Genomic DNA, 21,579 nt, shown 5'->3' on the forward strand with positions numbered 1-21,579 from the left:
ACGATGACAGCGTGCGGTCGAGCATGACGCCGACCGCAGGGAGTGTCACGTCGGGCGCAAGACATGCGCCCGGTTTTTACCCGATCAGCGTTGCGCTGCGGGAATACCTTGCGGCTGAACGTCGGCCTCGGCAGCAACCGACGGGCTGGTCGGCCAGGCCTTCAGGTCCAGGTCCAGATCGGTAAATTTGCTGGAGTCGAACACTGGCTGGCTGATGCCGGCGCGGCGCTGCTCGTCGTAGTCGCGCATCACGCGCAGGCCGACCTTGAACAGCATGGCCAGGGCCACCAGGTTGACGAAGGCCAGGCAGGTCATGGTGATGTCGGCGAAGGCGAACACGGTCGACAGGTCCTGCATCGAACCCCAGACCACCAGCGCCAGCACCAGGCCGCGGAAAGTCATCAGCGCAGCGCGGTTGCGGGTGAGGAACTGCAGGCTGTTCTCGCCCAGGTAGTAGTTGTAGAGGATGCAGGTGAAGACGAACAGCGACAGCGCGACGCTGACGAACATGCGGCCCCAGTCACCGACGACGGCGGCCAGCGAGTTCTGGGTCAGGACGATGCCGTCACCTTCAAAGCCCGGGGTGTAGAAGCCCGACAGCAGGATCAGCAGCGCGGTGCAGGTGCAGATCACGAAGGTGTCGAGGAACACGCTGAAAGCCTGGACCACGCCTTGGGCGCCCGGGTGCTTCACGGCGGCCACGGCGGCGACGTTCGGCGCACTGCCCAGGCCCGCTTCGTTGGCGAATACGCCACGCTTCACGCCCATGACAATTGCGCTGCCGAGCAAGCCGCCGAAGGCCGGGTCGAGACCGAAGGCGCTCTTGAAGATGGTTTCCAGCATGGCTGGGACCTGTTCGATCTGGGTGCCGATCACGTACAGGGTCACGCCGATATAGGCCAGAGTCTTGATCGGTACCAGCAGGTCGGACACCGAGGCGATGCGCTTGATACCGCCGATGAAGGTGATGGCCAGCAGCACCGCCAGGACGATACCGGTGTGTTGTGGGTCGAAGGCAAAGGCGTTCTGCAGCGAGTGGGTCACGGTGTAGGACTGCAGGCCGATGAAGGCGAAGCCGTAGGTGACCAGCAGCAGGATCGAGAACACCACCGCCATGCCTTTGAGCTTCAGGCCGTGCTGGATGTAGTAAGCCGGACCTCCACGGTACAGGCCGTCGCCATCGGCGCGCTTGTAGACCTGGGCCAGGGTACATTCGAAGAAGCTGCTGGACATGCCGACCAGTGCGGTCACCCACATCCAGAACACCGCACCCGGACCACCAAGGGTCACGGCGATGCCGACACCGGCGATGTTGCCTGCACCGACGCGGCCGGCAAGGCTGAGCATCAGGGCCTGGAACGAGCTGAGTTGCCCGGCGCTGCCTTTGAGGCTGTCGCGGAACACCGCGAACATGTGGAAGAAGTGGCGCAATTGAACGAAACGCGAGCGGATCGTGAAGTAGCTACCGAGCCCGACAATGAGCACGATCAGTACTTTCCCTGAGAGGAAGTCGTTGATGACTTCGAGCATGGAGTATTCCTCGCTGTTTTTTGTAAAGGCAGAAGCTGGGCGGTCCGAAACATCGAGTTACACACCGTCGCGCGGGCAGCACGACAGGTGGGCCGAGTGTTCGTCCCGGTTCCAATTCGCGGGTTGTTATTAGTTCGGGTTTCCCGTGAGGTTGAGCCTCGTTACCGACGGCTGCCTACGTGAAGAGGGGGCGCACTATACCGGTGCGCGCGCCCGCCGTCTGCATGTAGCGCGTCGAGCCGAGGAACGGCAGGCGGGGAAAGGGGCTGAATCGGTTCTTGCGCGAGCGCCTCGGCACGCTTTATCGCCTCCGTAGGAGCGAAGCTTGCTCGCGATGAACGTCAACGAAAATGCGGCGCGGTCCGGCAGGCCTCAGAAGTAGTAGCCGATATTGACGCTGGTCCGGTAGTACCACTGGTTGCTGCCCACCGAGCTGGTGCTGGTGAAGCCGCTGCCGTTCTCCGCGCCGCCGTAGGGGTTGGCGTTCCGGGCCCAGGAACTGCGCGCCCACGGTGTACATCTGCGAGTCGTCCCAGCCTCTTTGGTTTTTCATCATCCGGCTGTAGCCGCTGCCGAGCTGGCGAGGCTGCGAACGGCACCGCAGGGGCCGCCATCCGGGCGCTGCGGTGCATCAATGGAAGCGCGGTTGGCAGGTTTTGCGGCTGCTGCGCAACCGATCGCAGCCTCGCAGGCTCGGCAGCGGCTACAACAGCCGTTTTGCAGCCTCTCAGCGGTTTTGTGGGTTTGGCAACTGCCGTACAGCCTTTGCCTCGCAACGATTACGTAGCAATTACGTAACCGTTACGTAGTAATTACATAGCGCGCTAGAGATCCAGCACCAGGCGCCGGCTCTTGCAGCCGGAAACGCAGACCATCATCGATCGGTTGGCTGCCCGTTCGGCCTTGGTCAGCACGCCGTCGCGGTGGTCGATCTCGCCTTCCACCACCCGCGTTTCACAGGAGCCGCAGACCCCTTCGCGACAGCTGTGGTCGATGTCGCAGCCGGCTTCGAGCAGCACATCCAGCAGGCTCAGGCCGGGTTCCACGGACAGGGGCTTGCCGGACTTTTTCAGCTCGACGCTGTAACTGCTCTGGGCGGGCATTTGCTCAAGAACTGTTGCAGTCCTTGTTGATATGCCTGGGGCTGCATGAGGTCACTGTGTTTGGCGATGTGATAGGCCAGGCCCTTATGTTCCAGTTCGGCGCAGGCCACGGCGTAGAAGTCGGGCGTTTCCCGCAGGTGCGCGATCTGCTCCCAGGCCAGCGTGCTCTTGCCGCCCTTGGCGTTGCTCAACGTAAAGCCCCGGTCGTCGAACGCCAGGCAATAAATGCCTTCGGCGGCCTTCAGGGGCGCGCGCAACCTGGATTCGATCAAGCGTTGGTTCAGCCCGCGCAACGGTGGGTGGGGCTTGGCAGGCTTGGCGGCGATACGGGCTTGCAGGTGCTGGAGCCAGCGCTCGCAATAGCGCCACCAGAGCGGGATGAAGACCAGCGCGAACAGCGCCAGGGCGATGAGCTTCTCTGGCGTGAAGCGCTGCTCGGGGAAATAGATCGCCAGGGCGCCGCCGACCAGGCACAGGACGAGCAGCAGGGGCCCGAGCAGGCGGCTCTGCCAATGGGCGACGCTGCCCATGATCCGCGCCTGCTGCTGATCATGCTCGAGCATTGCCTGCCGCAGTTTTTCGGCGAGCCTGGTTTCGGTGTGTGCGGGGGTGATGCTGAACTGCAGTTCCATGGGGGCTGATTCCGATGTCCATGTTCGGTTGAGGGCGGCAGTCTAGCGGTTTGGGCAACGCCCGGCCGCTCGCCGCTCAGGCTGGAAACTGCTGTATATGTTGTTCCACCCACTGGAACAGGCGCTCGTCGAGCAGCGCTCGGTAGCGGTTGTAGGCGTCCTGATGGCTGTGGAAGAGCGGGTCCTGATTGATCCACGCGGCCAGCGCGGCAGGGCTGTCGCTCCCGGCATGGCTCGCCCTCAGGTGTTTCTGTCGCTGATTGGCCTGTTCCAGGGTGTCCGCCAGGGCGTCCAGTTGCAGGTGCCTGAATTGGGCGATGACCTGGGGCAGGTGAAAGTGCAGGGCACTGTCAAAGCCTTCCCAGTCCTCAAAGGTCAGCCACTCGTGGAGCACCATGAAGCAGCGCGGCGCCGGTGCCAGTTGTTCCAGTGGCTCGAAGGCCAGCCAGTACTGGCGCGGCAGTTGCTCCTCGGTTTCGATGGCCTGGGCGATCAGGTCCAGGGCCCGGCCCTTGTCTCGGTGATGTTTGCGCAGGATGCGCTGGGTCAGGGTGAAGCGTGCTTCTTCTATAGCGTGCAGGGCACGGTTCAGGTCGTAGCCGGCGTTGTGCAGGTGTTCGCGGGCTTGCTCGCGAGGCAGGCCGGACTTGTCCACCAGTAACTGCAACAGCTCGGACTTGTAGAGCTCGGCGGCTTGCTGGGGATTGCCCGCGCAACGGGCCAGCAGGGTTTGGGCGTGGTGCAGGCCGATGGGGATCAGGTTGCGCAGTTGTTGAAGGGCCTGGATGTGCGTCGGGTCCATCGACGGGATGCCTTGGTATTCATTGCCGGTCGCGGCGGGAGGTCGATTATCTACCCTGATGGCCGGTTGTGCTTGGCCAAAGCCTGGGCGAAGTATCGCGAAGGCCTGGATCTGTAGCCGCTGCCGCAGGCTGCGATCGACCGCGAAGCGGGCGCGGCGGTTTCAAGGGCAGGTAAAGGAGCAGGCAAAAAAAAGGGCTTGGAGAAGAATCTCCAAGCCCTCAAAAGGTGAGAGGTGTCTAGTCCCTCGACCTGGTGAGCGGTGCCCTGTGGCCAGGGCGGGCGTTGGTCAGGCTTTGAGCGGGACCAGACGCGGGGCAATCATGTTTTCCGGGCGCAGGATGTCGGCGAGCATGGCGTCGTCGAGCAAGCCTTCTTCGCGCACCAGTTCCAGTACGCCGCGGCCGCTTTCCAGGGCGATGCGGGCGATACGGGTGGCGTTTTCATAGCCGATGTACGGGTTCAGCGCGGTGACCAGGCCGATCGAGTGCTCGACCAGTTCGCGGCAGCGCTGCTCGTTGGCGGTGATGCCGGTGATGCAGTGCTCGCGCAGCATGTCCATGGCGCGTTGCAGCAGGCGGATCGAGTCGAAGATCTTGAAGGCGATCAGCGGCTCCATCACGTTCAGTTGCAGCTGGCCGCCTTCGGCCGCGATGGTCAGGGCCAGGTCGTTGCCGATGATCTGGAACGCCACCTGGTTGACCGCTTCCGGGATCACCGGGTTGACCTTGCCGGGCATGATCGAGCTGCCTGGCTGACGCGCTGGCAGGTTGATCTCGTTGATCCCGGTACGCGGGCCGCTGGACAGCAGGCGCAGGTCGTTGCAGATCTTCGACAGCTTGACTGCGGTGCGCTTGAGCATGCCGGAGAACAGCACGAAGGCGCCCATGTCGGAGGTGGCTTCGATCAGGTCGGCGGCCGGTACCAGCGGCTGGCCGCTGATGGTGGCCAGGCGCTGGACGGCCAGGGCCTGGTAACGCGGGTCGGCGTTGATGCCGGTACCGATGGCGGTACCGCCCAGGTTCACTTCGGTCAGCACTTCCGGCGCCAGGGTCTTCAGGCGGGCCAGGTCTTCGCTCAGGGTGGTGGCGAAGGCGCGGAACTCCTGGCCCAGGGTCATCGGCACGGCGTCTTGCAGCTGGGTACGGCCCATCTTCAGGACGTGGCTGAATTCTTCACCCTTGGCGGCGAACGACTGGATCAGGCTGTCGAGGCTGGCCAGCAGCGCGTCGTGGCCCAGCAGCAGACCCAGGCGGATCGCGGTCGGGTAGGCGTCGTTGGTCGACTGCGCCATGTTCACGTCGTTGTTCGGGTGCAGGTACTGGTATTCGCCCTTGCTGTGGCCCATGGCCTCCAGCGCGATGTTGGCGATGACTTCGTTGGCATTCATGTTGGTCGAAGTGCCAGCGCCGCCTTGAATCATGTCCACCACGAATTCTTCGTGGAAGTCGCCGCGGATCAGACGGGCACAGGCTTCGCTGATGGCAGCGTGCTTGGCTTCGCTCAGGTGACCCAGCTCGCGGTTGGCGTCAGCAGCTGCCTGCTTGACCATTGCCAGGGCCACGACCAGTTTTGGGTAGTGCGAAATCGGAACGCCGGAGAGGCGGAAGTTGTTCACCGCTCGCAGGGTCTGGATGCCGTAATACGCTTGAGCAGGTACTTCGAGTACGCCAAGCAGGTCTTTTTCTGTGCGGAAAGATGCAGCGGAGGACATGATAGAAATCATCTCGATATGGACCCGGTCTGTGCCGGAACGCTGCGAATCCTAGGCCTGCGGGAAAATTTGGGCCAATGCTGTTAAACACTGGCCTATGCATAAACGGCATAATGCCCATGTGACGCCGCTTGCGCGGCAAGCGTGTGACCTAAAATGGTGCGTTCCCCGGGAGGACGTGATGAATCTGGAAAGCAAATGGCTCGAGGACTTCAGTGCCCTGGCCGCCACCCGCAGCTTCTCGCAGGCCGCCGAACGGCGCTTCGTGACCCAGCCGGCTTTCAGCCGGCGGATCCGCAGCCTGGAAGCGGCGCTGGGGCTGACCCTGGTCAATCGCTCGCGCACGCCGATCGAACTGACGGCGGCGGGGCAGCTGTTCCTGGTGACCGCGCGCACGGTGGTCGAGCAACTGGGCGAGGTGCTGCGGCACTTGCATCACCTCGAAGGCGGGCAGGGCGAAGTGATGCAGGTCGCCGCGGCGCACTCCCTGGCCCTGGGTTTCTTCCCGCGCTGGATCGCCCAGTTGCGTAACGAAGGCCTGAACATCGCCACGCGGCTGGTGGCGACCAACGTCGGCGACGCCGTGCATGCCCTGCGCGAAGGCGGCTGCGACCTGATGCTGGCCTTCTATGACCCGGACTCGGCCATGCAGATGGACCCGGAAATCTTTCCTTCGCTGCACCTGGGCCAGACCGAGATGCTGCCGGTGTGTGCGGCGGATGCTGCCGGCAAGCCGCTGTTCGACCTGGAAGGCGAGGCCAGCGTGCCGCTGCTGGCGTACAGCGCCGGGGCGTTCCTCGGGCGTTCGGTGAACCAGCTGCTGCGCCAGCGCAACCTGCGGTTCACCACGGTCTATGAAACCGCCATGGCCGACAGCCTCAAGAGCATGGCCCTGGAAGGCCTGGGGATTGCCTGGGTGCCGCACCTGAGTGTGCGCGCCGAACTGGCCCGCGGTGAACTGGTGGTCTGCGGCGGCGCGCAATGGCATGTGCCGCTGGAGATCCGCCTGTACCGCTGCGCCCTGGTGCGCAAGGCCAACGTCCGGTTGCTGTGGCGCAAACTCGAAGGTGGCGCGGCGCAGGGCACAGGCAACACCTGACCTGTAGCCGCTGCCGAAGGCTACGCTCGCTCTGGGCGGCACTCCGTCGCAGGGGCCGCAAAACCTGGCGACGCGGTCTGTCTGAAGGCGTGGGATTACCCCCTTTGCGCCGGCTTCGCCGTCGATCGCAGCCTGCGGCAGCGGCTACAGGAATCTGGCAACGATCCTGGCCCATGCTGACTGACCCCGAAGTCAATAAAACCGCCGCTTTGCGCCTGAAACATGGTGTATGACAGATGGTCGGCAAAAGTGCGTTTAATGCACCTTTTTCGGTATACTGCGCGGCCTTCGGCCGGTTCGTCCGGCCATAATTCGTACATTCAAGCCACGCATTCTGCGTGGCTTGTTGTTTTTGACGCGCCCGCGGGCGCCCAGAGAGAAGAGGCACGACGATGAGTGCATTGGTTGGCGTGATCATGGGCTCCAAGTCCGATTGGTCCACCCTTAGCCACACCGCCGATATGCTGGAAAAGCTCGGCATCCCTTACGAGGTGAAAGTGGTCTCTGCCCACCGCACCCCGGACCTGCTGTTCCAGTACGCCACCGATGCCGAAGCGCGTGGCATCGAGGTGATCATCGCCGGTGCCGGTGGCGCGGCCCACCTGCCAGGCATGTGCGCGGCCAAGACCCACCTGCCGGTGCTGGGCGTTCCGGTGCAGTCGTCGATGCTCTCGGGCGTCGACTCGCTGCTCTCCATCGTGCAGATGCCCGCGGGCATTCCGGTCGCCACCCTGGCCATCGGCAAGGCCGGCGCGATCAACGCCGCGCTGCTGTCGGCGAGCATCCTTGGCGCCAAGCATCCGCAATTTCATACTGTGCTGAAAAAATTCCGCGCTGAGCAGACAGACAGCGTCCTGGACAATCCAGACCCACGCATCGCCTGAGGTTTTTGACGATGAAGATCGGTGTAATCGGTGGCGGCCAACTGGGTCGCATGTTGGCTCTGGCGGGCACTCCGCTGGGGATGAACTTCGCTTTCCTCGACCCGGCTCCGGACGCCTGTGCCGCTGCCCTGGGCGAACACCTGCGAGCCGATTACGGCGATCAGGATCACCTGCGCCAGCTGGCTGACGAAGTGGACCTGGTGACCTTCGAGTTCGAAAGCGTGCCGGCGGAAACCGTGGCCTTCCTGTCGCAGTTCGTCCCGGTCTACCCGAGCGCCGAAGCCCTGCGCATCGCCCGCGATCGCTGGTTCGAGAAGAGCATGTTCAAGGACCTGGGGATTCCGACCCCGGCGTTCGCCGACATCCAGTCGCAAGCCGACCTGGAGGCCGCCGTGGCCAGCATCGGCCTGCCGGCCGTGCTGAAAACCCGCACCCTGGGTTACGACGGCAAGGGCCAGAAAGTCCTGCGCAGCCCTGAAGACGTGGTCGGCACTTTCGCCGAGCTGGGCAGCGTGGGGTGCCTGCTGGAGGGCTTCGTGCCGTTCACCGGCGAAGTCTCGCTGATCGCCGTGCGCGCCCGCGATGGCGAAACCCGCTTCTACCCGCTGGTGCACAACACTCACCACAGCGGCATCCTCAAGCTGTCCGTGGCCAGCAGCGATCACCCGCTGCAGGCCCTGGCCGAAGACTACTCCAGCCGCGTGCTCAAGCAGCTGGACTACGTCGGCGTGATGGCGTTCGAGTTCTTTGAAGTCGACGGTGGCCTCAAGGCCAACGAGATCGCGCCACGGGTGCACAACTCCGGGCACTGGACCACCGAAGGCGCCGAGTGCAGCCAGTTCGAGAACCACCTGCGGGCTGTCGCCGGCCTGCCGCTGGGTTCGACCGCCAAGGTCGGCGAGAGCGCGATGATCAACTTCATCGGCGAAGTGCCGGCGGTGGAGAAAGTCATCGCCATCGACGATTGCCACCTGCATCACTACGGCAAGGCCTTCAAGGTCGGGCGCAAGGTCGGTCACGCCAACCTGCGCTGCAAGGACAAGGCAACCCTCGAGGCGCAGATCCTCAAGGTCGAAGCGCTGATCGCCGAATAACTTCCTTAGGCCGCGGTGGAACCAATCGGGGCCGCCGTTCTCTGATGGCAGGATGCCAATGCGCTAACTAGGCTTTGGCATACCTAACTCATACAGAGGGAAATGCCATGGGAATTATTGGAACCATCTTTATCGGCTTGATCGTTGGCCTGTTGGCTCGCTTCCTGAAACCGGGCGATGACAGCATGGGCTGGATCATGACCATCCTGCTCGGTATCGGCGGTTCGCTGGCAGCCACCTACGGCGGCCAGGCCCTGGGCATCTACCAGGCGGGTCAGGGCGCGGGCTTCATCGGCGCGCTGGTTGGCGCGGTCGTGCTGCTGGTGATCTACGGCCTGGTCAAAAAGAACTGATTTAGCGACAAAGCCCTCTCTGCTGCGCAGGTAGAGAGGGCTAGAATGCCCGGCGTTGTCTTGTCCCTTTCTTGCCGAGCTCCTCCATGCGCCGTCTTCTGTTGACTCTTGTTCTGCTGGGCCCGGGCCTGGCTCATGCCGGCGAACTGCCGGAAACCGACTGGCTCGAACTGATGCCCAAGTCGGACCAGAAAGCCCTCGAGCAAATGCCGGAAATCGATCACAACTCCCCCGAAGCCAATGGCACCTTTACCGAAAAGGGCGGCCTGAAGCAGAGCAAGGGGTTGCCGGCGGTGATGTATTCGACCAAGACCGTGCCGGCCATGAACGGCAAGGACATCCGCATCGGCGGTTATCCGGTGCCGCTGGAGTCCGATGCCAAGGGGCGCAGCACCCTGTTTTTCCTCGTGCCTTACCCGGGCGCCTGCATCCATGTGCCGCCACCGCCGCCCAATCAACTGGTGCTGGTGCGTTTCCCCAAGGGCGTGAAGCTGGACGATATCTACACGCCGCTGTGGGTCACCGGCCACCTGAATATCGAGACGGTCAGCAACGACCTGGCCGACGCAGCCTATGCGCTGGATGCGCAGAAAGTGCGGGTGGTGCAGGAGTCGGATCTGTAAGACGTGATGCCTTCCCCGTAGGAGCGAAGCTTGCTCGCGATGGACCTCAACGATTACGCGGTTTCACTGAAATCTTGCGGTGTGTTGGCCACGTATCGCGAGCAGGCTTCGCTCCTGCAGAAGAATCCGGCGGTTACAGCGCTACGCTGGTAACGCTCACGCCCAGGGTATGACTGGCACCCGGCGCCAGGGTCACCACGTCATCCATCACGTTGGCGGTCTCGATGCACAGCATGCGTTGCCAGCCATCGTCGGCCATGTCGCTGAACTGCTCGGCGCGAGCGATCCACGGGTTCCAGATCACCGCCGAGCGCGAGCCGCTGCTGGTCAGCTGGATGCGCCGCTCCCAGGCCGGGTCGACGATGCTCAGCTGTGGCGGAGGGTCGAGGTAGATACGGTCGGTCTCGCCGGTGAAATGCAGGTCGCCGGACTGCTGTGCAGTTTTCCAGTCATCCAGGGTCTCGATGTAATTCAGGCCGTCCAACCCTTCGACATGCACCTTGCGCACATCGCTGACCGCGAAGTAGCTGTGCAGCGCCTGGCTGATGGTGACCGTGTCGTCGCCCAGGTTGTGGCTGGTGAGGTTGATGTGCAGTTGGTCGTCGAGGCGGATGCTCAGCTTCAGCTCGACCTGGTGCGGCCAGCCTGGCAGCCCGCCTTCGGGGATCGGCAGTTGCAGCTCCACCAGCAGGCTTTCGCCTTCGGCCTGGATGCCCAGCAGTTCCCAGTCGGTGGCGCGGACCAGGCCGTGGGCGCCGGCCGGCTCGCTGCCCTGGCGCATGGCCTGGACGCTTTGCGGGTTGCGCGCGAAGTTGCCGAACCACGGCCAGCACACCGGAACGCCGGCGCGGATGCTTTTGCCGGTCTTGAACACGGCCTCGTCGTTGAGCCAGATCAGCGGCGGTTGCCCGGCCAATTGATAGCTGAGGATGTGCGCGCCTTGCTGGGCCACCAGCAGTTCGGCCTGACCGTGGCGGATGCGCCAGCAGTTCAGTTCATCCAGTTTCACCGTTTCAACGTGAGGGGTAGGCATGGTGCTGTTCTCGTTCAAAAGCAGGGCTGCTATGGACCACGTAACAGCCGCCGGGTTTAACCCACGCCGAATTTAACGGGCCCTGGGTGGAACCGAGCGGGTGCGGCCACTGCCGTCGATGGCAACGAACACGAACACCGCCTCGGTGACCTTGCGCCATTCGCTGGACAGCGGATCGTCGCTCCAGACCTCGACCATCATCTGGATCGAGCTGCGACCGATTTCCAGGGTCTGGGTATAAAAGGAAAGCTGCGCGCCGACCGCGACCGGCACCAGGAATGCCATGCGGTCGATAGCGACCGTGGCGACACGCCCGCCGGCCACGCGACTGGCCATGGCGGTACCCGCCAGGTCCATCTGGGCCACCAGCCAGCCGCCGAAAATATCGCCAAAGCCGTTGGTTTCGCGGGGAAGCGCGGTGATTTGCAAGGCCAGGTCGCCTTGCGGGATCGGATCTTCTTGTTCGAGCTCTATCATGCCGGGGGTGCCTCTGACCCGTGACTCTTCATTGGTACTTCAGGTGAATAGCCGTCTTGAGGAAAAACGATTCAGCCCGAACATACTACGTTCGTCACGTTCTTCGTAAGGCGTACTAAAGGGAAACTCTGCGAAACCGGCTGGCCCAGTCGGCGCCTGGGGCGCCCAGCGGCGTTTTCGCACAGCAACCCTTGCCGGGGCGGCGTTGCTCCAATGCCTGCGAGTATATCGGTCGACAGGCTCGGCGACGACCATCCGGTTCTGATTTTGATTGTCAATTGTGCCCGTCTATGTGCTTTTTCGAACAATTTGCTATCGTGCCGAACCTGCCAGGCCACAACCAGCGCTGTTGCGGCTTCCAGAACCGACTATAAGAGAAGCCCTTGCCATGACCACTGTGCCTTCGAGCGTCGCGCAGCCCGCGCAACCTGCTCGTCCGTTGACCCGCAATGACTACAAGACCCTGTCGCTGTCCGCCCTGGGCGGCGCGCTGGAGTTCTACGACTTCATCATTTTCGTGTTCTTCGCCACGGTGGTCGGCAAGCTGTTCTTCCCGGCGGATATGCCCGAGTGGCTGCGCCTGATGCAGACCTTCGGCATCTTCGCCGCCGGCTATCTGGCCCGGCCCCTGGGCGGGATCGTCATGGCGCACTTCGGCGACCTGCTCGGGCGCAAGAAGATGTTCACCCTGAGCATTTTCATGATGGCGGTGCCGACCCTGATCATGGGCCTGCTGCCGACCTACGCGCAGATCGGCATGTGGGCGCCGATCCTGTTGCTGCTGATGCGGGTGATCCAGGGCGCGGCCATCGGCGGTGAAGTACCGGGCGCCTGGGTGTTCGTTTCCGAGCATGTGCCGCAGCGGCATATCGGCTACGCCTGCGGCACCCTGACCTCGGGCCTGACGGCCGGCATTCTCTTGGGCTCGCTGGTGGCCACCGCGATCAACAGCATCTATACCCCGGGCGAAGTCGCTGATTACGCCTGGCGGATTCCATTCCTGCTCGGCGGCGTGTTCGGCCTGTTCTCGGTGTACCTGCGCCGCTGGCTGCACGAAACCCCGGTGTTCGCCGAGCTGCAGCTGCGCAAGGCCCTGGCCGAGGAAGTGCCTCTGCGCGCGGTGCTGCGCGACCACCGCAGCGCGATCATTCTTTCGATGCTGCTGACCTGGCTGCTGTCCGCCGGGATCATCGTGGTGATCCTGATGACCCCGACCGTGCTGCAGACGGTCTATCACTTCACCCCGACCACCGCCTTGCAGGCCAACAGCCTGGCGATCGTGTTCCTGAGCCTGGGGTGCGTGATGTCCGGCGCGCTGGCCGACCGTTTTGGCGCCGGCCGGGTATTCGTGTTCGGCAGCGCGTTGCTGCTGGCGACTTCCTGGACCTTCTACCACAGCCTGCTGGATCACCCGGACTGGCTGTTCCCGTTGTACGCGCTGACCGGCCTGCTGGTGGGCACCATCGGCGCGGTGCCGTATGTGATGGTCAAGGCCTTCCCGGCGGTGGTGCGCTTCAGCGGCCTGTCGTTCTCCTACAACCTGGCCTACGCGATCTTCGGTGGCCTGACGCCGATGGTGGTGACCGCGCTGCTCAAGGAGAGCCCGATGGGCCCGGCCTATTATGTTGCAATTATTTGCAGCATCGGGATCCTGGTCGGCCTGTACCTGTGGAAAAAGGGTCGCTGATCCCGGCCTTGCGCACGCCCCTGTAGCCGCTGCCGCAGGCTGCGATCGACCCGAAGGGGCGCGTCGGTCTTCTACGCGCAGAAGGGCCTGCGGCCCTATCGCAGCCTTCGGCGGCGGCTACAAAACGCTCTATAAAGAAAGGCCAGCCTTCCATCGCGAATGCTGGCCTTTCATCTAATTGTCATATTTCAGCCATAGAGTGTTCACACGGCCTACAGATACTTGGCCCGACTTAACACACCCTATCTGCTAGGAGTAAGGCATGAAACTGAAGCGTTTGATGGCGGCAATGACTTTTGTCGCTGCTGGCGTTGCGACTGCCCACGCGGTTGCCGCTGTTGACCCTGCTATCCCGAGCTACACCAAGACCACTGGTGTGTCGGGCAACCTGTCCAGCGTCGGCTCCGATACCCTGGCCAACCTCATGACCCTGTGGGCCGAGCACTACAAAAAAGAATACCCGAACGTAAACATCCAGATTCAGGCCGCTGGCTCCGCCACCGCGCCACCTGCGCTGACCGAAGGCACCTCGAACCTGGGCCCGATGAGCCGCAAGATGAAGGACACCGAACTGGCTGCCTTCGAGCAGAAGTACGGCTACAAGCCAACCGCCATCCCGGTTGCCGTGGACGCCCTGGCGGTGTTCGTGCACAAGGACAACCCGATCCAGCACCTGACCATGGAACAGGTTGATGCGATCTTCTCGTCGACCCGCCTGTGCGGCGCCAAGGCCGACGTCAAGACCTGGGGCGACCTGGGCGTGACCGGCGACCTGGCCAACAAGCCGGTCCAGCTGTTCGGTCGTAACTCGGTATCCGGCACCTACGGCTACTTCAAGGAAGAAGCCCTGTGCAAAGGCGACTACAAGCCTAACGTCAACGAACAGCCTGGTTCGGCTTCGGTGGTCCAGTCCATCAGCTCCTCGCTGAACGGCATCGGCTACTCGGGCATTGGCTACAAGACCGCCAGCGTGAAGACCGTGGCCCTGGCCAAGAAAGGCAGCAGCGACTTCATCGAAGACACCGAAGAAAACGCCCTGAACGGCAAGTACCCGCTGTCCCGCTTCCTGTACGTGTACATCAACAAGGCCCCGAACAAGCCTCTGGCCCCGCTGGAAGCCGAGTTCGTGAAACTGGTTCTGTCGAAACAGGGCCAGGAAGTGGTAGTGAAAGACGGCTACATCCCACTGCCAGCCAAAGTCGCCGCCAAGGCACTGGCTGACCTGGGTCTGCAGGAAGGCGCTGCAGTCGTAAAGAAGTAACACCCTAGGTCCGGGCCTGTCCCGGACCTTGTAGGAGCGAGCTTGCTCGCGACATGATGGCGAGGCCAACGCAGCATCTGTGTCTGGCGGCTCCCATCGCGAGCAAGCTCGCTCCTACACCCCTCAATTTTCGATCCGCTGCCAGCTCTGCTCCGCGGCGGATTTGTTGCGTCACTGCATTGTCATCTTTTTGTCATACAGGATCGCTAGGGTGTGCGCATGAATGATCTGGCCAACTCCACCATGACTCCGACTTCTCCCCCCAAGCGCATTGACTTCAATACGCCTGAGCTGCAACGCAAGCGCCGCATCCGCGCGCTGAAAGATCGCCTGACCCGCTGGTACGTCCTCGTTGGCGGTCTGGCCGTGCTGGCCGCGATCACCCTGATCTTCTTCTTCCTCGCCTATGTCGTGCTGCCCCTGTTCCAGGGCGCCGACCTGACCGCCAAGGACCCGCTGACGCCAGCCTGGATGCAGGACGCCGGCAAGCCGCTGATGTTCTCCCTGGAAGAGCAGAACCAGGTCGGTATGCGGGTTTCCGACAAGGGCCAGGCGCTGTTCTTCGACATCGACAACGGTGCCGAGCTGCGCCGCGTCGACCTGCCGATCCCGGCCGGCACCACTGTGACCGCTATCGGCAAGGATCAGCCGGGCAGCCCGCTGGTGGTGGTTGGCCTGTCCAACGGCCAGGCGCTGGTGTTCCGTCACACCTATAAGGTCAGCTATCCGGAAGGCAAGAAAACCATCTCGCCGGCCATCGAATACCCCTACGGCGAAACCCCGATCGTGCTGAACGAGCAGGGCGGTGCCCTGGAGCACGTCAACCTCAACGCCACCGATTCGGCGCTGGTGGTGGCCGGTTCCAGCGGCGCGCAACTGCACGTGCTGCAGCTGACCCGCGAAGAAAACATGATGACCGGCGAGGTCACCAGCGAGCAGAACCGCATCGAGCTGCCGCAGATGACCGAACCGGTCAAGGCCATGTACATCGACCCGCGCCAGCAGTGGCTGTACGTGATCAACGGGCGTGCCCAGGCCGACGTGTTCAGCCTGCGCGACAAGAGCCTCAACGGTCGCTACAAACTGCTGGAGGATGCCGATGCCGAAGTGACGGCCAGCACCCAGCTGGTGGGCGGTATCTCGCTGATCATCGGTACTTCCAAGGGCGGCCTGGCCCAGTGGTTCATGGCCCGCGACCCGGACGGCGAACTGCGCCTGAAGCAGATCCGTACCTTCCAGATGGGCACCACGCCGATCATCGAAATCACCGCCGAAGAGCGCCGCAAGGGCTTCGTCGCCCTGGACGCCTCGGGCAAGCTCGGCGTGTTCCACAGCACCGCGCACCGCACCCTGCTGGTGGACCAGGTGGTCGAGGGCGAAGGCCTGTTCGGCCTGTCGCCACGGGCCAACCGGGTGATCGTCGAAGCCGGCGGCAAGCTGCAACCGCTGGTGCTCGACAACCCTCACCCGGAAGTGTCCTGGAGCGCGCTGTGGAGCAAGGTCTGGTACGAGAACTACGACGAGCCTAAATACGTCTGGCAATCGACCGCGGCCAACACCGACTTCGAACCCAAGCTGAGCCTTTCGCCGCTGACCTTCGGTACGTTGAAGGCAGCGTTCTACGCGATGCTGCTGGCAGCCCCGCTGGCGGTGGCCGCGGCGATCTACACCGCTTACTTCATGGCTCCGGGCATGCGCCGCAAGGTCAAGCCGGTGATCGAGCTGATGGAAGCGATGCCGACGGTGATCCTCGGCTTCTTCGCCGGCCTGTTCCTCGCGCCTTACGTCGAAGGTCATCTGCCGGGCATCTTCAGCCTGCTGATGCTGCTGCCGATCGGCATCCTGGTGGCCGGTTTCGTCTTCAGCCGCCTGCCTGAGTCGGTGCGCCTCAAGGTGCCGGATGGCTGGGAAAGCGCGATCCTGATCCCGGTGATCATCTTGGTGGGCTGGTTCTCGCTGTACATGAGCCCGTTCATGGAGAACTGGTTCTTCGGCGGCGACATGCGCATGTGGATCTCCCATGACCTGGGCATCACCTACGACCAGCGCAACGCCCTGGTGGTCGGCCTGGCCATGGGTTTTGCGGTGATCCCGAACATCTACTCGATCGCCGAAGACGCCGTATTCAGCGTGCCGCGCGGCCTGACCCTGGGTTCCCTGGCCCTGGGCGCCACGCCGTGGCAGACCATGACCCGCGTGGTGATCCTCACCGCCAGCCCGGGCATCTTCTCGGCGCTGATGATCGGCATGGGCCGCGCGGTCGGCGAAACCATGATCGTGCTGATGGCCACCGGCAACACCCCGGTCATGGAAATGAACCTGTTCGAAGGCCTGCGCACCCTGGCGGCCAACGTCGCGGTGGAAATGCCGGAGTCGGAAGTCGGCGGCAGCCACTACCGCGTGCTGTTCCTCTCGGCGCTGGTGCTGCTGCTGTTCACCTTCGTCATGAACACCCTCGCCGAGCTGATCCGTCAGCGTCTGCGCAAGAAATACTCGTCGCTTTAAGAAAGGTAGAAGTCTGTGAAACAGAACTCCCTGAATGGATGGTTCAAGAGCGGCGCCCCGGGCGTCTGGATCAGCGGTGGCGCGGTGTCCATCGCGGTCATCATGACTATCGGCCTGTTGGCGGTGATCGCCGTGCGCGGTCTGGGCCACTTCTGGCCGGCGGACCTGGTGCATGCCCACTACGACGTGCCGGGCCAGGCCAACCACCTGGTCATCGGCGAAGTGGTGCAGAAAGAAGAAGTGCCGCGGGCACGCCTCAAGAGCGCCGGCCTGCCGGTGCCGGACGAAGGCCCCGAGTTCATGACCCGCGAGCTGATCAAGGTCGGCAACCGTGACCTGAACGGCAACGACTTCACCTGGATCGTCGGCGACTGGCTGACCAACCAGACCACGCCGCCGGAGCTGATGGCCATCGAGCGGCGCGAGTGGGGCAACTTCTACGGCTACCTGGTCAACGTCAAGCAGGATGGCAAGGTCATCGCCGAAGGCGAAGCGGCCTGGCCGGAACTGCAGGCGCGGATCGAGCGAGTGAACAAGCTGGCGGCCCAGCTCAAGACCCTGGAGAAAGTCGACATCGGCGCGATCAACGCCGGCCTCGAGCGCATCCGCCTGCACGGTCGCAAGCTGGAACTGGACGGCAAGCTCGATGCGGCCGCCCAGGCCGACATGGAAAGCGAACGCGCCGAGCTGAACGCCCGTTACCAGGACGTCGAGGCCCGCCTGAGCGACCTGCACGCGCAGTTCAACCGTGACAGCCTCACCGCCCGCGACGCCAACGGCAAAGAGATCGAGATCAGCCTGGGCAAGGTGGTGCACGCCTACCAGCCGAACGCCATGGGCACCTTCACCAAGCTGGGTTTCTACTTCAGCAAGGTCTGGGAATTCCTCAGCGACGACCCGCGTGAAGCCAACACCGAGGGCGGTATCTTCCCGGCGATCTTCGGTACCGTGATGATGACCCTGATCATGGCGATGATCGTCACCCCGTTCGGCGTGCTGGCCGCGGTGTACCTGCGTGAATACGCCAAGCAGAACACCCTGACCCGGGTGATCCGCATCGCGGTGAACAACCTGGCGGGCGTGCCGGCCATCGTCTACGGTGTGTTCGGCCTGGGCTTCTTCGTCTATGTGCTGGGCGGTTCCCTCGACCGCTTGTTCTTCCCCGAAGCGCTGCCGGCGCCGACCTTCGGCACCCCGGGCCTGCTCTGGGCTTCCCTGACCCTGGCGCTGCTGGCGGTGCCGGTGGTGATCGTGGCCACCGAGGAAGGCCTGGCGCGGATTCCCCGCACCGTGCGTGAAGGTTCCCTGGCCCTGGGCGCGACCAAGGCGGAAACCCTGTGGAAGATCGTGCTGCCAATGGCCAGCCCGGCGATGATGACCGGCATGATCCTCGCGGTGGCCCGCGCCGCCGGTGAAGTGGCGCCGCTGATGCTGGTGGGTGTGGTGAAACTGGCGCCGTCGCTGCCGGTGGACGGCAACTACCCGTACCTGCACCTGGACCAGAAGATCATGCACCTGGGCTTCCATATCTATGACGTCGGCTTCCAGAGCCCCAACGTCGAGGCCGCGCGGCCGCTGGTGTACGCCACGGCGCTGCTGCTGGTGCTGGTGATCGCGACGCTCAACCTGTCGGCAGTGTGGATTCGTAACCACCTGCGCGAGAAATATAAGGCGCTGGATAGTTAATACCGCTCCTACAGAACGGCAACACCGCTGGCCCATTTTGTGAGGCCAGCGGCTCATTGAAATGAATTTGTTAGCGTAGGGAGTGACCCATGCAGCAAGAAGCACATACCCACGGCATCAACATGTCGGCCCTGGGCCGCGACAAGCAGAGCCTGAACCTGGACCAGGAAACCGTGGCCATCGAAGTCCCGGGCCTGAGCCTGTTCTACGGTGAGAAACAGGCGCTGTTCGACGTCAGCATGAACATTCCGAAGCAGCGCGTGACCGCCTTCATCGGCCCGTCCGGCTGCGGCAAGTCGACCCTGCTGCGTACCTTCAACCGGATGAACGACCTGGTGGACGGCTGCCGCGTGGAAGGCGAGATCAACCTCTACGGCAACAACATCTACCGCAAGGGCGAAGACGTGGCCGAGCTGCGCCGCCGCGTGGGCATGGTGTTCCAGAAGCCCAACCCGTTCCCGAAAACCATCTACGAGAACGTGGTCTACGGCCTGCGCATCCAGGGCATCAACAAGAAGCGCATCCTCGACGAAGCCGTCGAGTGGGCCCTCAAGGGCGCGGCGCTGTGGGACGAGGTCAAGGATCGCCTGCATGAATCGGCACTCGGCCTGTCCGGTGGTCAGCAGCAGCGTCTGGTGATCGCCCGCACCATCGCCGTGGAACCGGAAGTGCTGCTGCTCGACGAACCGTGCTCGGCGCTCGATCCGATCTCCACCTTGAAGGTCGAAGAGCTGATCTACGAACTGAAATCGAAGTTCACCATCGTGATCGTGACCCACAACATGCAACAGGCCGCGCGTGTCTCCGACTACACGGCGTTCATGTACATGGGCAAACTGGTGGAATTCGGCGACACCGATACGCTGTTCACCAATCCGGCGAAGAAGCAGACCGAAGACTACATCACCGGTCGTTACGGCTAGGAAGCTGTTGTTGCTCACTGAACTGACGCTGCGGTCCACCGCACCTTACCGGACGCTCCAAGGACGCCAACCATGATTAGTAAAGAAGGCCTCACGCATCACATCTCCCAGCAGTTCAACGCCGAGCTCGAGGAGGTGCGCAGCCACCTCCTGGCGATGGGCGGGCTGGTCGAGAAACAAGTCAACGACGCCGTCACCGCGCTGATCGAAGCCGACTCGGGGCTCGCCCAGCAGGTGCGCGAGATCGACGACCAGATCAACCAGATGGAGCGCAACATCGACGAAGAGTGCCTGCGCATTCTCGCCCGTCGCCAGCCGGCGGCTTCCGACCTGCGCCTGATCATCAGCATCTCCAAGTCGGTGATCGACCTGGAGCGCATCGGCGACGAATCGACCAAGATCGCCCGTCGCGCCATCCAGCTGTGCGAAGAAGGCGAAGCCCCGCGCGGCTATGTGGAAGTGCGGCATATCGGCGACCAGGTGCGCAACATGGTCCGCGATGCGCTGGATGCTTTTGCCCGCTTCGACGCCGACCTGGCGCTGTCGGTGGCCCAGTACGACAAGGTCATCGACCGCGAGTACAAGACCGCGCTGCGCGAGCTGGCCACCTACATGATGGAAGATCCGCGCTCGATCTCGCGCGTTCTGAGCATCATCTGGGTCCTGCGCTCCCTGGAGCGGATCGGCGACCACGCGCGCAACATCTCGGAACTGGTGATTTACCTGGTGCGCGGCACCGATGTGCGCCATCTGGGCCTGAAGCGGATGAAGGAAGAAGTTGAAGGCACCAGTGCCGAAACCGCTAATGTTCCGGGTGAAGCTGACGATAAGTAAGGTTGCCCGAGAGAAGCGCCCGGCCCTTTGGCCGGGCGTTTTTGTTTATGGGGATTTAACTTGAAAAGCAGCGCCCGCGAACGAAAAGTCCCGGCGTGACTGAAGAGTTTTGGCAAAGTGCCATCAGTAAAGCGTTATGCTAGCCGGGATTTTTAAAGGGGTGGTCGATGAGTAAGGTAAGTGTGTTGGTGGTGGATGACGCTTCGTTCATTCGTGACCTGGTGAAGAAATGTCTGCGCAACTACTTCCCTGGCATCAAGATCGAGGACGCCATCAACGGCCGTAAAGCCCAGGCCCTGCTGGCCCGTGAAGCCTTCGACCTGGTCCTGTGCGACTGGGAAATGCCGGAAATGTCCGGCCTGGAGCTGTTGACCTGGTGCCGCGGCCAGGAGGCGATGAAGGCCATGCCGTTCATCATGGTCACCAGTCGCGGCGACAAGGAGAACGTGGTGCAGGCGATCCAGGCCGGCGTCTCCGGCTACGTCAGCAAGCCGTTCACCAACGAGCAGTTGCTGACCAAGGTCAAACAGGCGCTGAACAAGGTCGGCAAGCTCGACACCCTGATGAACAGCGCGCCGACCAAGATGAACTCGGCGTTCGGCAATGACTCCCTGAGTGCCCTGACCGGCGGCAAGGCCGAAGTCATCGGCGCCGCGCCGGCGGCTGCGGCGGTCAATCCGTTTGCCAAGCCTGCCGTGGTGTCCGCTCCTGCTCCCGCTGCAGCCCCGTCTCGTGGGTTGCTCAACAGTCCGCCGGTGAAGGCGCCGGCTCCTGCCGCCGCTGCGTCTGCTGGGGGGCGTGGCCAGGGGCAATTGCGTCTGCCCAGCGGTACCCAGCAGTGCGTGATCAAGGCGCTGAGCATCAAGGAGGCGCTGTTGGTGGTGAAACGCACCGACACGCTGCCGCAGGTGCTCGACAGCGCCGTGCTGGACCTGGAGCAGGGCGACAATGCCGAAGTGGCGCGCCTGAACGGCTACCTGCATGCGGTGGTGGCCTATGAGCCAAAGCCGGACAGCGAGTGGTTGCAACTGACCTTCCGCTTCGTCGACCAGGATGCGCAGAAGCTCGACTACATCTCCCGTCTGATCGCCCGCGGCACGGCGCAGAAGCACTTCGTCCCCGGCGCCTGACGGGTTCCTGCCCCCCTGTTTCACGGGCAGCCACGCTTGCGTAGGAGCGAGGCTTGCCCGCGATAGCGTCCGCTCTGACGCTGCATTCTCGGGACCGCTGGCCCGACCCCTGTAGCCGCTGCCACAGGCTGCGATAAGGCCGAAGGCCTTCAACGATCTCAAACCTCAGCGCCCGTTTCGTCGGAGTGCTGTCCCACTCCAGCATCAGTC

18 protein-coding genes and 2 pseudogenes are annotated in these 21,579 nt (G+C 63.2%); 12 read left to right on the top strand and 8 right to left on the bottom strand.

Going from position 1 to position 21,579, the window contains the following annotated elements; all coding sequences use genetic code 11:
* Positions 1-84: 84 nt before the first annotated feature.
* The 6 genes and pseudogenes from AC07VU_RS04890 to aspA all read right to left on the bottom strand — a co-directional run bounded on the left by AC07VU_RS04890 (position 85) and on the right by aspA (position 5,780).
* Entirely contained in the window at positions 85-1,530 is a 1,446-nt protein-coding gene (locus tag AC07VU_RS04890; protein ID WP_495029578.1) for an alanine/glycine:cation symporter family protein, read from the bottom strand.
* A gap of 372 nt (positions 1,531-1,902) precedes the next feature.
* Positions 1,903-2,110 (bottom strand): annotated as a pseudogene (locus tag AC07VU_RS04895) (hypothetical protein); the annotation flags it as partial.
* 244 nt (positions 2,111-2,354) lie between these two features.
* Positions 2,355-2,627: pseudogene (locus tag AC07VU_RS04900) on the bottom strand (2Fe-2S iron-sulfur cluster-binding protein); the annotation flags it as partial.
* Positions 2,600-3,265, bottom strand: a complete 666-nt coding sequence (locus AC07VU_RS04905; RefSeq protein ID WP_274305031.1) for a YcxB family protein — start codon at positions 3,263-3,265, stop codon at positions 2,600-2,602. The pseudogene AC07VU_RS04900 and the gene AC07VU_RS04905, both read right to left, overlap by 28 nt.
* Before the next feature lie 76 nt (positions 3,266-3,341).
* The gene (locus tag AC07VU_RS04910) at positions 3,342-4,067 is read right to left on the bottom strand and encodes a hypothetical protein (RefSeq protein ID WP_495029579.1); all 726 of its coding nucleotides are present in this window, start codon (positions 4,065-4,067) and stop codon (positions 3,342-3,344) included.
* Between the two features lie 288 nt (positions 4,068-4,355).
* Entirely contained in the window at positions 4,356-5,780 is a 1,425-nt protein-coding gene (aspA, locus tag AC07VU_RS04915) for an aspartate ammonia-lyase (RefSeq protein WP_007928510.1), read from the bottom strand.
* Positions 5,781-5,961: 181 nt separating this feature from the next.
* On the opposite strand from aspA, the gene AC07VU_RS04920 reads away from it, so the two are divergent.
* The 5 genes from AC07VU_RS04920 to AC07VU_RS04940 all read left to right on the top strand — a co-directional run bounded on the left by AC07VU_RS04920 (position 5,962) and on the right by AC07VU_RS04940 (position 9,833).
* Positions 5,962-6,879: a LysR substrate-binding domain-containing protein gene (locus AC07VU_RS04920; RefSeq protein ID WP_009041373.1), complete on the top strand. Its 918-nt coding sequence runs from the start codon at positions 5,962-5,964 to the stop codon at positions 6,877-6,879.
* Positions 6,880-7,271: 392 nt separating this feature from the next.
* The gene (gene purE / locus AC07VU_RS04925; protein WP_007928512.1) at positions 7,272-7,763 is read left to right on the top strand and encodes a 5-(carboxyamino)imidazole ribonucleotide mutase; all 492 of its coding nucleotides are present in this window, start codon (positions 7,272-7,274) and stop codon (positions 7,761-7,763) included.
* A gap of 11 nt (positions 7,764-7,774) precedes the next feature.
* On the top strand, positions 7,775-8,857 hold the full coding sequence (locus AC07VU_RS04930; protein ID WP_007928513.1) for a 5-(carboxyamino)imidazole ribonucleotide synthase: 1,083 nt from the start codon (positions 7,775-7,777) through the stop codon (positions 8,855-8,857).
* 107 nt (positions 8,858-8,964) lie between these two features.
* Positions 8,965-9,210: a GlsB/YeaQ/YmgE family stress response membrane protein gene (locus AC07VU_RS04935; protein ID WP_007928514.1), complete on the top strand. Its 246-nt coding sequence runs from the start codon at positions 8,965-8,967 to the stop codon at positions 9,208-9,210.
* A gap of 86 nt (positions 9,211-9,296) precedes the next feature.
* Positions 9,297-9,833 (top strand): DUF3299 domain-containing protein, encoded by a 537-nt coding sequence (locus tag AC07VU_RS04940; RefSeq protein WP_102680255.1) that lies wholly within the window; start codon positions 9,297-9,299, stop codon positions 9,831-9,833.
* 133 nt (positions 9,834-9,966) lie between these two features.
* On the opposite strand, the gene AC07VU_RS04945 is transcribed toward AC07VU_RS04940, so the two are convergent.
* Together AC07VU_RS04945 and AC07VU_RS04950 are read right to left on the bottom strand one after the other, a co-directional pair.
* On the bottom strand, positions 9,967-10,866 hold the full coding sequence (locus AC07VU_RS04945; protein ID WP_495029580.1) for a D-hexose-6-phosphate mutarotase: 900 nt from the start codon (positions 10,864-10,866) through the stop codon (positions 9,967-9,969).
* A gap of 72 nt (positions 10,867-10,938) precedes the next feature.
* On the bottom strand, positions 10,939-11,343 hold the full coding sequence (locus tag AC07VU_RS04950) for an acyl-CoA thioesterase (RefSeq protein WP_003229628.1): 405 nt from the start codon (positions 11,341-11,343) through the stop codon (positions 10,939-10,941).
* 388 nt (positions 11,344-11,731) lie between these two features.
* Here AC07VU_RS04950 and AC07VU_RS04955 point away from each other — a divergent pair, with 388 nt between their 5' ends.
* From AC07VU_RS04955 to AC07VU_RS04985, 7 genes are all read left to right on the top strand, one after another.
* Positions 11,732-13,030, top strand: coding sequence for an MFS transporter (locus AC07VU_RS04955; RefSeq protein ID WP_420801041.1), 1,299 nt, complete (start codon positions 11,732-11,734; stop codon positions 13,028-13,030).
* 262 nt (positions 13,031-13,292) lie between these two features.
* On the top strand, positions 13,293-14,291 hold the full coding sequence (locus AC07VU_RS04960; protein ID WP_007928520.1) for a phosphate ABC transporter substrate-binding protein PstS family protein: 999 nt from the start codon (positions 13,293-13,295) through the stop codon (positions 14,289-14,291).
* 219 nt (positions 14,292-14,510) lie between these two features.
* Positions 14,511-16,796, top strand: a complete 2,286-nt coding sequence (locus AC07VU_RS04965; RefSeq protein WP_009041368.1) for an ABC transporter permease subunit — start codon at positions 14,511-14,513, stop codon at positions 16,794-16,796.
* Between the two features lie 15 nt (positions 16,797-16,811).
* Positions 16,812-18,482, top strand: coding sequence for a phosphate ABC transporter permease PstA (gene pstA, locus AC07VU_RS04970; protein WP_007928524.1), 1,671 nt, complete (start codon positions 16,812-16,814; stop codon positions 18,480-18,482).
* A gap of 89 nt (positions 18,483-18,571) precedes the next feature.
* Positions 18,572-19,405 (top strand): phosphate ABC transporter ATP-binding protein PstB, encoded by an 834-nt coding sequence (pstB, locus tag AC07VU_RS04975; protein ID WP_007928526.1) that lies wholly within the window; start codon positions 18,572-18,574, stop codon positions 19,403-19,405.
* 72 nt (positions 19,406-19,477) lie between these two features.
* Entirely contained in the window at positions 19,478-20,239 is a 762-nt protein-coding gene (gene phoU, locus AC07VU_RS04980; protein ID WP_457275250.1) for a phosphate signaling complex protein PhoU, read from the top strand.
* Positions 20,240-20,406: 167 nt separating this feature from the next.
* Positions 20,407-21,369, top strand: coding sequence for a response regulator (locus AC07VU_RS04985; protein ID WP_053263131.1), 963 nt, complete (start codon positions 20,407-20,409; stop codon positions 21,367-21,369).
* Positions 21,370-21,579 lie beyond the last annotated feature (210 nt).

The organism is Pseudomonas sp. GW821-FHT02B10, from assembly GCF_059421865.1.